We start from the raw sequence: 14,881 nt of genomic DNA on the forward strand, positions 1-14,881 counted from the left end.
CCATGACGGGATTTCGTTGGGAAATCATCCAGGAGTATGCGCCATTGTTTATGGAAGGCGCATGGATGACCATAAAATGCACCATCATCTGTGTCTGTCTTGGCACACTCTGGGGGCTGACGCTGGGGCTGGGCCGCATGGCAAAAGCCGAGCACGGCTTCTGGAAATACGCGCTCCGCTATTGTGTTCAGTATCCCGTTCGTTTCTACGTCAGCGCCTTTCGCGGAACGCCACTGTTTGTTCAGATCATGGTCGTCCATTTTGCGCTGGTGCCGCTGTTCATCAATCCCCGGGATGGGATGCTGGTTACCAGTGGACTGATGAGCGCCGATGTTGCCCGCGAATTGCGCTCGGGCTACGGTGCCTTCTTATCCTGTATTGTGGCCATTACGCTGAATGCCGGGGCCTATGTTTCCGAGATCTTCCGTGCGGGGATCCAGTCGATTGACCCCGGTCAGATGGAAGCGTCGCGGGCGCTGGGAATGCCGTGGTGGAAAACCATGCGCAAGGTTATCCTGCCTCAGGCTTTTCGCCGTATTCTTCCGCCGCTGGGCAATAATGCCATTGCAATTGTCAAAGATTCCTCACTCGCCTCGGCGATCGGGCTTGCCGATCTGGCCTACGCGGCGCGAACGGTTTCAGGGGCTTACGCGACCTACTGGGAACCCTACCTGACTATTTCGCTGGTGTACTGGGTACTCACCTTCCTGCTGGCGCAGCTGGTTAACCGTCTGGAAAAAAGGTTTGGTAAAAGTGATCCACATTAAAAATTTACATAAACACTTTGGTGACAACCACGTTCTGCGCGGTATTGACTGTGATATCAAACCCCAGGAGGTGGTGTGTATCATTGGTCCGTCAGGGTCGGGGAAAAGCACCTTCTTACGCTGCATGAATGCGCTTGAGACGGTCACCGAAGGCGAAGTCGTGGTGAACGGTTTTGCCGTTCACGATCGCAAGACCGATCTCAATAAAATGCGTGAAAGCGTGGGAATGGTATTCCAGCGTTTTAATCTGTTTCCGCACATGACGGTGCTGGACAACCTGATGATGGCGCCGCAAATGCTGTTGGGGATCTCCCGCAATGAAGCGGTCAGCCGGGCTGAAATGCTGTTGGAAAAGGTCGGGTTAAGCGATAAACGCGATGCCTGGCCTTCGCGCCTGTCGGGTGGTCAGCAGCAACGCGTGGCGATTGCGCGCGCGCTGGCAATGAATCCCTCGATCATGCTGTTCGACGAGCCAACCTCGGCGCTGGACCCGGAGCTAGTCGGCGATGTGCTGGAGGTGATGAAGAACCTGGCCAACGAAGGCATGACCATGGCGATCGTCACCCACGAAATGGGGTTTGCCCGTGAAGTGGCCGACCGGGTCATTTTTATCGATCACGGTATTATCCAGGAAGAGGGAACGCCTGAGGTGCTTTTTACGTCGCCAGCAAATCCGCGAACGGCTGAATTCTTAAGTAAGGTTCTCTGATATAAGGTGCCAGATCGGTATTTCCCGATCTGGCCATTTACGTCAAAAAATCAGATCTGCTCTTTTATTGTTTTGCTGCTGCCGTTTGTTTTTACCGACGCGATACCCACGTCACGCGACTGCGTGGAGGCATACATCTGGCTGGTGCCAATGATCTGATGATTGCCTGCTTTTAAATTAAAGAAGAACTTACCGTTCGACGCCGTTTTCGTTTCGTAGCGCTCGTCCAGCGGACTGTTCGACTGAACGGAGGCAATGCCATTTTCTGCCGCCGCTTTCGTGGTATACAGTTCGCTCGTGAGGATCACCTCGCCATTACCTGCTTTCAGTACAAAGCGAAACTGATCGTTTGTACTCTTACTTAATTCAAACCAACCGGCCATAATTATCACCTTTTTGAAAAGAGAGGAATTACCGCACCGTATTGAGCATAGTTTAATAATAATTTATCAGGCAATATTCGAAGGGATCTGAAAAGTCTCAAATAATTGCGCTGCAAAAGGAGGGAAATGAAACACGTCAACGTGCGTCTCGAAAAGCTCAGGAGCCGATTTCCGCCACCGGTCATTCTGTTAATCTTTGTGGTGGGAGATTGTCTTACCGCAAATCCGCGTTTTACCTTTGGTCTGGTCACCCAGGTTCTGAGCCTGGCGATAGCCGCAGTAAGCCTTGGCGTCATCCTGACAACCGCATGGCAAATGCATGTGAATCGCACCACGCTCAATCCGCTTCAGGCGGATAAAACGACGACGCTGGTCACGCGTGGATGTTATGCCTGGAGCCGAAACCCCATTTATCTTGGACTGAGCGGAGGGCAACTTGCCGTTGCGCTCTGGATGGGCAGTCTGCCTGGCGTGATTGCCGTACCACTCTTCATGCTGGCGGTGGCACGATTGCATATCGATTTTGAAGAGTTTCAGTTACATAAGCGCTTTGGGGCAGAGTGGGAGCGCTACGCTAAGCAGGTTCGTCGCTGGCTATAAAGGCCATCACGCTGACTATCCGCAGATTGCGTCAACAAAGGCGATGGCATCGGCAACGGCATGACGCGCCTGCCACGCAAGGTGTCCGGGGCTGTCGGCGTCGCAGAAACCGTGCCGGGCGTCGAACATATGACATTGTACCAGGGGCAGTGTTTCCAGCTTCTGTTGTAGTACCGTAGGATCGAATGACGGCTCGTGGCGAGCCATGATCATCAGCGCAGGGCAGTGGGGCACCTCGTCGCTGTACTGGCGGATTCGCGAACCGTAATGACAGATAACCCCGTCACACAAGCCGCTTCCTGCAACTCGCCATGCAAGCGTTGCGCCGGTGCTGTAGCCAATGACAATCAGTTTGCGATGTTGCGCGCGGAGTGTGGCAAGCAGCGTTAAGACGGGTTGCGGATCAAAACCCACGTGGTGCGAAAAATAGCGATAAGCCTCGTCCTGTTGCGCGTAGCTGTAGGGAATCTCATGCGGGAAAAGCGCGGGAGTATAGACCTCGAACCCACGCGCTCGCCACATCTCGCTGGTACGCCGGATATGCGCATTGATGCCGTAGATTTCATGCAGAATGACGACGGCATCCGACCGTGGACTGGGCATCTGCAGTTTAGTCGTCTGCTTTGTGAGCCCAGGCGGGCATGGATGTCAGGAAGCGAATCGCGCGCTTACGTGACTCCTCGGGACCGACTTTTTGCCAGGAATCAAGAAACCCCGCCAGGCCAGAAACGGCATCTTCCCAGGGTTTCAGATTGCCTTCGGCATCGCTGCAATACGCACAGTACGTATCGCTCACCCCTTTAGCGTTGGGTATCGATAATGGCATTCCACAGGCGTGGCAATATTGTTCTGTTTCTGACATTGCATCCTCCTTGTTTTATGATCGCCTAATAAATATACGGTTATTTGGCGGGCTGAATCCGATGCCAGATCAAATAACCCTTATGGATGTGTAACAAATATTGATTTGGTTTATGTATTAAGAAAATGAGGGTCTGTTAGTCTTACTGTCATCATCGATGACTCAAGGGATTGTTGTGCTGGAAATCTTTTCTTAACCCACTGAAAAATATCTTCAAATATTTTTCGCATAGCAAAATTTATGGTTCGTTCAGAACGAATCCGTTTTTGTATGGGTTAAAAAAGGATCAATATGCACGTCACATGGACCGTCAGTCCCGTGGGCTATCAGCGCATCGCGAAGCGCTGTCCTGCCTGCAATATCAAACGCGATTTCATCCCTTCCGGGGCTTTCAGAATGAATTCACAAAAGAAGCTGCTGGATGTCTGGAGCATCTATAAGTGTCTTCATTGCGATTACACCTGGAATATCAGCCTGTTCTCGCGACTCCCTGTCAGTCGTATCAACCACGCGCTCTATATGCGGATCGTTGCTAATGACGCAAGCACAATTCAACTTTTCGCTCACGATCGCCAAATCCTGAAGCGAAATAATGCTGAGCTTTCCGGGATCCCGGACTTTGCGGTTCGCGAGCAGTGGCGGATGACGCTTGCCCGACATCAGCAACTGAAGGTGAGTATCAGGTTAACGATCGCCTTTCAGGTCAGCCTGTTGGCGGTGGTGAAAAAACAGTTGCGACTCAGTACGGGGGAGGTCGCGCGATGGGTTGCCGAAGGTAAGATTCGCGGTATCACGCTGCGTGAGCTCAAAAATCGTAAACGTCATGAAACGGCTTATGATCTCTGGATGAGCCCGAACGCGTTTTACGCAACCCGGAAAATGCGCATAGGAGTGAAACGCTAAGCCAGACGACGCCTGGCCTACAAGGCGGGCGTCGACATCGGTGGAAAACGCAACGCCGAATCAGGTTCTTGTCTGGTGCTTTTCAAGGTAAATCATTGTCAGACCCGCGTGAATGGGTTCGCGACGGTATTCCTGATAACCGTGACGGCGGTACAGGCGTAAATTGCCTGCACTTTTATGTCCGGTAAAGAGTTCAAAACGTGTGATATCAGGGAATTGTCTTTCCAATGCATTCAGTAAGTCTGAGCCGATACCTCTGCGCTGAAAGTTCGGGTGGACAATCAAACGCCCCACATGGCAGGTATTCCCGACAACATGACCGCGCACCGAGCCGACAATTCGCCCCTCCGCCAGAGACGCTTTAAGCAGGAGTGTGTTCGTAAATTGCGCCCGTAATGATTCCAGCGTTTGCTGCAATGCAGGAATGGAATCATCCTGATAAAGTAATGCTTCACTCTGGTAAGCCATTTGCTGAAGCAATAAAATATCTTCTGCGTCGACGGGTTTGGCCTGAACGATGGTAATATCCACTTTACTCCTCCCTGTTTACCGCTTTCTGTTACCGTTATAACGTCTTTTTAGTTCGCGGAATATCTCCTCCTGAAATATCAATCTTCAATTGAGAGGAATTCTTCGCAAAAAGGCGTATAAGGACGCAGATTAGCGTAATTTCGCGAGAAACGAAGTCTCCGGTCTATATTTTTGACCAGCCGGTCTGTGGAATCTTCATTCAGGAGCTTGCACACGTGCCGTGTATCCAGATGCAATATTTTGCATGCCTCAAGCGTTGGGCAGAAATTCATGGAATGGAAAACTATCTGCTTTTCACTTCTGGCCACAACAGGCATTTCATCCTCCGCGGCGTGAAATCGGGTCACCAGCAAGTGGTGGGCTGCCTCTAACGGATGGCTATGTTCAGTACGCAGTACCGCGCTATTCTCACAGAACCAGAGTGTTCGACGGGCAATGGAATCCGCATTCAGCGCCCTGAGATCGTCATCAGTCGCGGAACGGAGATTATTGATTTCATGTCGAACATCCGCCCGATACAGAATTGAACATTCCCGCTGAAGAATGCCTTTATGAACGGTAATATCCATTCCTGCTTTATCAAACGCCTCGGTACAGAGGAATAAAATCCGCCGCCGCCCCTGGGCCAGCGCATCCTGAATAGAGTAGCCATAGGCAATCTCTTTGATACCAGACCATGCAATGGCAAAGGCACACATCGGGCAGGGTTCACTGGTTGAGAGAAGAAGACAACCCGATAAGTCTTTACCGATCTTTTTTCCGGCGAGTTTTATGGCATTAATTTCCGCGTGCGATGTCGGGTCTGCTTGCGTTTCCTCACCATCATGCGCGCAGGCAATGATTTCTCCATCCTTAATGATGACCGCACCAAATCCCTTATTTCCTTCACGCAGACTTTCTTCAGCCTCACGAATAGCATGACGCATATAATATTCAAGTTGAATAATATTATCCATAAGTTATTTATTCCGTGGCGTGTTTTTATGAATTATTACACCGGCTTTATAATAATGGCAAGGAACAATAATATGGCCTCCGGTCTCTAAAAGAAATGCTTCTCATCCGTCATCCGGAATAACTGAAATGCTTAAGATATCGCGTTAATGCGCCTGTTTTAGTTAAGTGAGGGGTCATGACCGATCGTCTAAACCATGCTATTAACGTTAATGGAGCAACGAATCCTGCGCTAAACGCCTGCAAAACCACGACGCCTTCAACACACGCCAGCGGATCCTGAATGTGACTTACCATCCTCTGGTTTGTCTTCCCTTACCTGACCAACGTGCACTGGCATTCTGGATCAGATGGCCACTCTGAAAATTTCTCAGTAGAATATCTTTCCTGTTGCATTTTTGTTTAATAAAATGAACATTACTCAATGACAATTTAACCAACGTAATACAAATTAGTTCGCGTTTCATTTTTTATGGCGTGTTTTTATAGTGTTAGTTGTAATGCCGAAATAATATGCTTATCTGTGTCAGGTATTTTTGTCTAATATTCTTAATTATCCCTGATTTATTTAAGTGTTATAATGTACTAAGGATATATTTAAGAATTTTCTTTGTTTCAAAGTTAATCCTATCTAATTATAATAAGTTCAGAAAAGGATTTTGGAGCATAGAGTATCTGACCGGATTTGATTTTTATCTGTTTTTGTTCTTATTTGATTATTGTGTTAATTAACACTCGGTCGCGTGTTTTGGTAAGTTAATATTTGGTATTTTCTCATTAAAAATTAGTTACGTTATTCTGTTAACCTTCTGATTTTCTGTCGCTCTTAACTCTGCCCCTGTTAGCCTTTCATCCTATGGTGAAAACTCCTTTTTATCACGGTATTAATTACGTTGTTTTATTTATCAGACAACCAGAACACATTATTTCACGCATCATCACAGGGATGATACAGATATAAACGATTAAAAACAGGATGTTAAATGACATATTCAGTTTTAATTCATGCGCAAAAAGCCAGTACCCGGAAAATTAAAAAGCCCGCCAGCGAAAGACGGGCAGCGTTCTCATTTCTGAGTAAAAGCATTGGAATAACTCAGGATGAATTTATCAGTAGCAATATTACAACCCGTACAGACAGGGTGTAACAGAGGGATCTTATGAACAAAATCTATCGCGTTATCTGGAACAGCACCCTGATGCAATGGGTTGTCACTTCGGAATTTGGTCGCGCCAGAATCAAAAGAGCCGTCAGCAATGCGGTGAAGGCGACCGGCCTGATGGCGGTAATGACAGCAGGGGCGTATGCAGCCACCTGCGATCTTGCCTCCCTGAATTGCCAGCTTGATGCCACCTGGAGCGCGGCAACAAACAGCAATGAGACCGGCGCTGCGGTCATTACTGACGGCAATACCTGGTCGGTTTCGGGGCTGGATACATGGCGGGCAGGAGATATGACCTATAAGTATTATACTCATCTCCAACAAGTCATTGACGCAGGCTACACCGTAATGCAAGGCGGGAGCGCTGTGACGTCTTTGCCTGCGGCCGGGAACACGATTATTTTCCCTGGCCTGACCACGGCGGTAACCGTATTTGATCCGATCACCTCGAGTAACAAAACGGTTATGGTCTATAGCTCTGGCGCGTTTACCGAGCTTGATGCCTACTATTTCAACCCTGCTGAATCCTTTGTCTTAGCGGATGCTGAACCTTATATTGATACCCGACTGGCAACGGTAACGAATGGTGTTGCTAATATATCGCTGAATAAAAGCCAGTATAATCTTGGGGAATTAAGAGAAAGCGCCCTGGTTTATGTGGATGGCACCACGGCAAATGACGCCACGGCTAACTGGACGTCACAACAACTCATTTATGCAAATATTCCGAGTGACCTGGATACGCTGGGTTCACCCATTAACCGGAGCATTAAGACTGACAGTTATGTGGGGACCTTCACCGCGTTTGACGGTTCATCGCATACCGTCAGTTCCCTGGCTGATTTTAAAACCTGGAATAACTGGCTTATCAGTAAATTGTCTTCCGGCGATCTGGCTTACACCAGCTATCAGTCTGAACTGAAAAAAGCGTATACCTCAACCTCGCAGACTTATCAGGTCTCTCACTCCCCGGATGGGTTTGACGTTTCTGTTTATGGTGAGCGTGATGTCGCTGTTCTTCAGGCAAATGGGCAAAATGCTACTATCAACATTGCCCCGGGTGGTTCAATTGATTTGAGAGCAAGCAGCAGCGCATCATTTCTGCTTGTCAAACTGAATAATAATGCCACGTTTATTAATAACGGTACGGCAATGACCACTAACAGGATCGCCCACATTAACAGTGGCTCATCCTTTATCAATAATGGGTTCCTGAGCCTGGGGGGGAATATCCCGGATAGCGCTTATCAAAATATCGCAATTGTCGTTGATGGCAACGACAGTCGTTTTATAAATAGCGCCCAGGGGACCTACACCATTTCACCCCGTTACAATTACACCAATAAAAACCAGAATGGGATTGTTGAAGGGGTTCAGACACATATCGGAACCACTGCTGAAAATGCCGGGACCATTAATACCGGTTACTGGAGCAACGCTGTCGATAAGTTTCAGACAGGCAGCGTCTGGATTGCCAAGGTGTATAACGCCTCTTCTTTCGTTAACACGCCGACGGGTCATATCAATTTAGGTTACACCCAGGATGGCAGTAGCGAAGCCTATCTGAATACCGAAAGTGCCGCGATTCACACGGAAACCGGTGGCCGCGGTGATAACCAGGGGACCATTACGCTGAGTTCGATGGCCAACGGTGTCTATGGTCTGCATGCCCTTGATGGCACCGCGTCCCTGGTAAACAGCGGCACTATCAACGTCAACAGCGACGGGGATGATGGGGCATTTGTTCCCTCTGAAAGCATCGGGATTTATTCGTTCAGCAAAACGGCGGGGACCGTTGGCAGTTCCGGCATCATCAACCTTAACGGCGTGAATAATACCGGGATCAAAGCGGTTTCCGGCGGGAAAGCGTCATTATCCGGCGACATCAATATTACCGGCGGCGCAGAGCTGTCAACCGGACTGCGTAACTACGGTGTCTGGTCTGAAGGCACTGGCTCGCAGGTCGATATTTCCGGCCAGATCAACATGGACGGGGACGGGGCGATAGGCGTTCATGCCCGCTATGGCGGCAATGTGACCATTTCCGGTACCGGTGAAGTGAACTTTACTGACGGCAGCAACCAGATTGGCTACTACGTCTATGGGCAGACGGCTTCCATCACCAACAACGGTACCGGCGCGCAGGATGTCAGCACCGAAGATTCCGTGCTGTTCCGCGTCGATGACGGGGCCGACTTTACCGGCGGCGCCGGTGCGGCGTCCGTCCTGACGGCCTCCGGTAAGGGGTCAACCGCCGTGGTCGCCAACGGTAAAGATGCCATCAGCGGTAATGTCTCCGCCTTTAACTCCGGCGGTATGACCCTTAATCTCTCCGGCCGGGATGCCACCGGCGTGGTTATCCAGGGCGGTGCGCAGGGTAAAATCTCGTCTAACGCCACCATCAACATGACCGCCACCGGCGCAGTCGCGGGGATTGCCGACGGTCAGGGCTATGACATCAACGGTAATGTTCTGGGCAGCCCGATTGCGGGCGTGCTGTCGAACGCGGCACTGGCGGCGGGGGCGGCAGGTTTTGGATCCGGCACCCTGCTGGTCACTGAGGCGGCGCTGAATTCCGCGCTGGATGCGGTAACCGGCTTCATTGCCCGTAACGGGGCGGAAGTCAGCAACGCCGGGAACATCGTCTTTACCGGAAACAACACCACCGGTCTGCTGGTTGAAGCGGGTGCCCGCGGTAATAATACCGGCAGCATCACCGTCGGTGCCGGCGGTACCGGGATCGTGGCGCAGGATGCGACCGGTACCCGCACCACGGTGGTCAACACCTCGGGTAACCTGGTGCTGAACGGTGGCAATACCGCCAACCGCACCACCGGGATTGTTGCCAGCGGTGCCAGCACCACGGTCAACATGACCGCCGGAACGGTGACCCTGAACGGCAACGGCGCCACCGGCGTGCGGGCCTCAGAGGGGGCAACCGTGAACCTCTCCGGTACTGCGACGCCTGCGTTTTCTTCCTCCGCGACGGACCAGATCCTGTTTGCTATTTCCGGCGCGGGCTCCACCATCAACACCAGTGTCCCGACCGGGACGGTGCTGGATGCCTCCGGTGAGCGTTCCACCCTGTTCCGTCTGGAAGATGGGGCGGCGATGGACGGCGACATTCAGGTGGCGGCCAGCGGGAAGGATGCAACTGCGCTGTACGCCACCGGTGAAAATACGACGGCGGTTATCGGCAGCGGCAGTCAATTGGATATCAGTGGTAACGGCGCCACCGGGGTGATTTCTTCGGGGAGTGCGACCGCCACCATCGAGAGCGGTGCGACGCTGGCGCTGACCGGTAGCGGTGCCACCGCCGGACTGGTTGACGGTAACACCTATGCGTCTGACGGCGCGCTCTTGCAGCAAAATACCGGCGCGGAACTGATTAACGCCGCAACCATCAGCTCCACGGTTTCCGGTGCCACCGCCTTTACGGCGCAAAACAGCGGAACACTGACCAACAGCGGTAATGTCCTGCTGACCGGCACGAATTCCACCGCCATTAAGGTAATGGGCGGGAAAGTTAACAACACCGGCAGCATCGAAGCGAACGGGACTGCCCTGTATATCGGAGCCGGTGACCAGGGACAGGCCTCTACCGTCACCAACAGCGGCACGGTGCTGGCGACCAACGGGAATGCCGCCATCGAACTGGCGGCCGGCAGCCTGAACCTCGTCGGCAGCGGCGTGGGCACCGTTGAAGCCCGCGGCACGGCAGACGGTGTGCTGGTCAGCAGCGGCGCCAGCGGACTCGACGTGACGAATGCCCATATTATTGTCAGCGCGGCGGGCGCATCCGGTAACGGCATCGAGAACGCCGGTAATCTGACCGACCTGCAACTGACGGGCACCACCATTGATGTGGCGAATGGTGCCGGGGTCCGTACCTCGGTGACCATCGACGACACCAACAGCGGCACTATTAATGTGGGCGGCGCGGGTACCGGGATTGCCTTTGCAAACGCCGATGGCAGTGCGACCAGCAGCAACCTGGACCTCTCCGGCTCGTCCGGCCTGACCATTAATGTCAGCGGCACCGGCGGTACGGGGATTTATGCGAACACCGCCGGCACCACTGACACCGCAGTGAGCGTGAACGTCAGCAACGCCGCGGGCGGCGCGGCTCTGAAACTCGGTAACGGCGTCACCTCCGCCACTAACCGCGGTACGCTGACCTCAGCCAGCACCACGACGGCGACGGTGGAGACGGCGAATGCCACCGCCTTTACCAACACTGCCACCGGGGTTATCACTGCGTCAGCGTCCGGTAACCCGGCGCTGGCGATGAACGCGGCGAATGCCACAGTGACTAACGCCGGGACCATCAACGGCGATGTGGTGATGAACCGTGCCAGCGGTACGGTGAACAACAGCGGTACGGTCAGTAACAATATCACCACCACCAGCGGCAATAACGCGGTCACGGTGGACAGCGGAACTGTTGGCGGCAATATCGCGCTGAGCGGTAACGGCACCAATACCGTTTTGCTGAAAAACAACGCGGACGTGAACACAGTCAGTGGTTCGGCGGGTAACGATACGGTCACCGTTCTGGGTAACGGTAACACCTTTACGGCGCTCAACGGCGGCAGCGGTACGGCCACGGCGGTGTTTGACGGCGTGACGGCGGGCTTCCATATGGACGGCACCGGCGCGCAAATCAACAACTATAACCAGGTGAATCTGCGTAACGGCTCGTTGTTCAGTCTGGATAACAACTATGCCCTCGGCGGTAAACCAGCCGGCGGTGCCGGGTTCAATATTGATGCCGCCTCGGTTCTGGCGGTGAACAGCACGGTCGACCGGACGCTGACCAATGCCCTGACCGGCACCGGTACCGTGGCGGTAGAGAACGCCGGACAGGCGTTTAACTTCGCCACCACCACCGGCAGCGCCTTTGTCGGGACCGTGGACCTGAGCAATGCGACCCTGGCGCTGGGCGGGGTGAACACCACCGCCCTGACGAATGCCACCCTGAAGGCCGATACCGGCAGCGTCACCACCGTGGCGGACGGGGAACAGGTTATCGGCGGTCTGGCTTTCGCCAGCGGTAAAGTGGCGTTTAACGCCAGCGCGCCAGCACAGAAAGTGGCGACCAGTCATATGACGGTCAACAGACTGGATGCATCCGGTAACGGTACGGTACAAATTAACGTTCCGGCGCCGTATGTCCCGGGCCATGAAACCAGCACTACCGCCTCACTGATGACTCAGGATGACGCCAACATCGGCCTGGAGCTGGTTGGCGCCGCACTGGTTAACGGTGCTGGCGGTAACCTGGTACTGCAGGACCAGAGCGGCAATGTCATCACGGACGACACGCAGGTGGATATCGCTCAGGGTGGCAGCACGGTGGCGAAAGGCACTTACGATTACCGCCTGACCACGGCCGGTTCATCCGGCAGCCAGGACGGTCTGTATGTCAACTATGGCCTGACAGAACTGGAGCTGCTGGCAAACCAGACCCTGACGCTCGACGGCACACCGGGTGCCACCGGTGCGGCAGCGGACCAGTCCGCCCGCATCACCGGCAGCGGCAGCCTGGCGGTCAGTACCACAGGCAGTGACGTACTGTCCCTGTCCAACAGCAGCAACGATTACACCGGTGATACCACGGTCCTGAGCGGGACTCTGCGTACTGACGTCGACGGTGCGCTGGGGGATACCGCCAGACTGGCGATTAACAGCGGAGCGAAGGCTGACCTCAACGGCACACGGCAGACTGCTGGCATCCTGGCCGGTGATGGCGGTTCACAGCTTGACTTCAACGCCGGCACGCTGACGCTGACGGGGGGCGGGGACAGTAACGGCATCCTGAACGGCGGTGGGAAACTGAACGTTGAAGGCGGCGTGCTGACCATTGACGGTGCCAACAGCAGTCTGAGTGTGATCACTAACATCAGCAGCGGTGCGGAAGTGGTCCTCAGTGATGCACAGGGCGCAGGCAGCGGTGATATCACCGACGAAGGCACCCTGACGCTGAACAATGTCACCGGGATGCTGGCAAACAACATCAGCGGAACCGGTAATGTGGACGCTACAAACACCACGGACGCCGCCCTCTCCGGTGACAACAGCAGCTTCAGTGGTCTGTTTAACATCGACAGCGGCAGCAACCTGACCGTCGGTGAACAGAACCATCTCGGTACGGCGACAGTGAACGATAACGGTCTGCTGACCGTCGACACCGCCAGTGACTGGACGCTGGTGAACAGCGTAAGCGGTAGCGGCGGCCTGAACAAACAGGGCGCAGGTACCCTGACCCTGACAGCGGACTCTGCTGCGTATACCGGTACTACCGACATCACCGCCGGCGAACTGACGCTCGGCAGTGACGCTGACTCTGCGTTGGAAATGGCGAGCCAACAGGTGAATGTACACAACGGCGCCACCTTCACCGGTTACGGCAGCACTGCCGGGAATGTGGATGTCATGCAGGGCGGGACGATGCAGATGACGGACTTCCTGGTCGGCGGCAACCTGAACAACCGCGGTTCCGTTCTGCTGACCCGTGCGGACGGTCAGCCGGGCAACACCCTGACCGTCAACGGCAACTACGCCGGCAGCAACGGCCTGCTGGCGTTCAACACCGAACTGGGTGGCGACAGCTCTCCGACCGACAAACTGACGGTGAACGGCAACACGGCGGGTAACACCCGGGTCAGTGTCACCAACACCGGCGGCACCGGGGCGCAGACGGTGAACGGTATTGAGGTGATTCAGGTGAACGGCAGCTCTGCCGGCAACTTCGCCCTGACCACCGGCACCGTGGAGGCCGGGGCTTATGTCTATGCGCTGGCGAAAGGCACCGGCAGCGCGGCGAAAAACTGGTATCTGACCAGTAAATGGAAAAACAGCACCACCCCGACAGACCCGGTCTCCCCGGCCACGCCGGATAAGCCAGGGACCTCACCGGTGGTTGACCCGACAGCACCGGATGCGCTGCGTCCGGAAGCGGGCAGCTATATCGGCAATATCGCGGCCGCCAACACGCTGTTCAACACCCGTCTGCACGACCGTCTCGGTGAACCACAGTACACCGATGCGCTGAAAGGCGAGGGACTGGCCGCCAGCATGTGGATGCGTCATGTCGGCGGACACGAACGGTCTTCTGCCGGTGACGGTCAGTTGAAAACACAGAGCAACCGCTACGTGCTGCAACTGGGTGGCGACATCGCGCAGTGGAGTACCGACGGCGCCGATCGCTGGCATCTGGGCGTGATGGGCGGCTATGCGAATGCGCACAGCAATACCCGCAGCGACCGTGCCGGTTACGGTTCAGACGGGCGTATCAGCGGCTACAGCGCCGGTCTGTACGGCACCTGGTACCAGAACGAGGCGGACAAAACCGGGGCGTATGTTGACAGCTGGATGCTGTACAACTGGTTCGACAGCAGTGTGGAAGCGGATAACCGCGACAGCGACAGCTACAACTCGAAAGGGCTGACCGCCTCGCTGGAAGCGGGTTACACCCTGAAAGCCGGTGAGTTCAACGGCAGCCAGGGCACACTGAACACCTGGTATGTACAGCCGCAGGCGCAGGTCACCTGGATGGGCGTGAAAGACAACGCGCACACCCGGAAAGACGGTACCCGCATCGAAACGCAGGGTGACGGCAACATCCAGACGCGTCTGGGCGTAAGAACGTACCTGAACAGTCACCACAAAATGGATGACGGTAAACAGCGTGAGTTCCAGCCGTTCGTGGAAGTGAACTGGATCCACAACACCGAAACCTTTGGCGTGAAGATGGACGGCACGAAAGTCAGTCGTGACGGCGCACGCAACCTGGGCGAAATCCGCACCGGGGTGGAAGGCAAAGTGAATGACCGTCTGAGCGTCTGGGGCAACGTGGGCGTACAGATGGGGGATAAAGGCTACAGTGACACCCAGGGCATGCTGGGAGTGAAATACAGCTGGTAACTGACAGCCAGGGAAATGTAGCTGAAGTAAAACAGGAGTCGGGAAACCGGCTCCTGTTTTTACTTATTCTTGCCCAATGACAA

At 54.2% G+C, this 14,881-nt stretch carries 10 protein-coding genes; 5 read left to right on the forward strand and 5 right to left on the reverse strand.

Annotated elements, in window-relative coordinates:
- Window positions 1-2 precede the first annotated feature (2 nt).
- Window positions 3-767 (forward strand): ABC transporter permease subunit, encoded by a 765-nt coding sequence (locus GBC03_12125; GenBank protein ID QFS70901.1) that lies wholly within the window; start codon window positions 3-5, stop codon window positions 765-767.
- Window positions 754-1,476 (forward strand): ATP-binding cassette domain-containing protein, encoded by a 723-nt coding sequence (locus tag GBC03_12130; protein ID QFS70902.1) that lies wholly within the window; start codon window positions 754-756, stop codon window positions 1,474-1,476. The genes GBC03_12125 and GBC03_12130 overlap by 14 nt, the downstream gene beginning before the upstream one ends.
- A gap of 50 nt (window positions 1,477-1,526) precedes the next feature.
- Here the strand turns inward: GBC03_12130 and GBC03_12135 are convergent, their stop codons facing one another.
- The gene (locus tag GBC03_12135; GenBank protein QFS70903.1) at window positions 1,527-1,859 is read right to left on the reverse strand and encodes a DUF1508 domain-containing protein; all 333 of its coding nucleotides are present in this window, start codon (window positions 1,857-1,859) and stop codon (window positions 1,527-1,529) included.
- A 126-nt stretch (window positions 1,860-1,985) separates the two neighbouring features.
- Between GBC03_12135 and GBC03_12140 the strand changes: the two genes are divergently transcribed.
- Window positions 1,986-2,459, forward strand: coding sequence for an isoprenylcysteine carboxylmethyltransferase family protein (locus tag GBC03_12140; protein ID QFS70904.1), 474 nt, complete (start codon window positions 1,986-1,988; stop codon window positions 2,457-2,459).
- A 15-nt stretch (window positions 2,460-2,474) separates the two neighbouring features.
- On the opposite strand, the gene GBC03_12145 is transcribed toward GBC03_12140, so the two are convergent.
- On the reverse strand, window positions 2,475-3,062 hold the full coding sequence (locus GBC03_12145; GenBank protein QFS70905.1) for a dienelactone hydrolase family protein: 588 nt from the start codon (window positions 3,060-3,062) through the stop codon (window positions 2,475-2,477).
- Between the two features lie 7 nt (window positions 3,063-3,069).
- Window positions 3,070-3,321 carry a hypothetical protein gene (locus GBC03_12150; protein QFS70906.1) on the reverse strand — a complete coding sequence of 84 codons (252 nt, stop codon included), beginning with the start codon at window positions 3,319-3,321 and terminating at the stop codon, window positions 3,070-3,072.
- Window positions 3,322-3,612: 291 nt separating this feature from the next.
- Here GBC03_12150 and GBC03_12155 point away from each other — a divergent pair, with 291 nt between their 5' ends.
- Window positions 3,613-4,224 carry a DUF1062 domain-containing protein gene (locus GBC03_12155; GenBank protein ID QFS70907.1) on the forward strand — a complete coding sequence of 204 codons (612 nt, stop codon included), beginning with the start codon at window positions 3,613-3,615 and terminating at the stop codon, window positions 4,222-4,224.
- 60 nt (window positions 4,225-4,284) lie between these two features.
- On the opposite strand, the gene GBC03_12160 is transcribed toward GBC03_12155, so the two are convergent.
- The gene (locus GBC03_12160; protein QFS73983.1) at window positions 4,285-4,692 is read right to left on the reverse strand and encodes a GNAT family N-acetyltransferase; all 408 of its coding nucleotides are present in this window, start codon (window positions 4,690-4,692) and stop codon (window positions 4,285-4,287) included.
- Window positions 4,693-4,832: 140 nt separating this feature from the next.
- The gene (locus GBC03_12165; protein QFS70908.1) at window positions 4,833-5,711 is read right to left on the reverse strand and encodes a nucleoside deaminase; all 879 of its coding nucleotides are present in this window, start codon (window positions 5,709-5,711) and stop codon (window positions 4,833-4,835) included.
- 1,158 nt (window positions 5,712-6,869) lie between these two features.
- On the opposite strand from GBC03_12165, the gene GBC03_12170 reads away from it, so the two are divergent.
- Window positions 6,870-14,798 carry an autotransporter outer membrane beta-barrel domain-containing protein gene (locus GBC03_12170; protein QFS70909.1) on the forward strand — a complete coding sequence of 2,643 codons (7,929 nt, stop codon included), beginning with the start codon at window positions 6,870-6,872 and terminating at the stop codon, window positions 14,796-14,798.
- Window positions 14,799-14,881: the final 83 nt, after the last annotated feature.

Origin of the sequence: Citrobacter telavivensis (genome assembly GCA_009363175.1) — a bacterium.
Lineage (GTDB): Bacteria > Pseudomonadota > Gammaproteobacteria > Enterobacterales > Enterobacteriaceae > Citrobacter_A > Citrobacter_A telavivensis.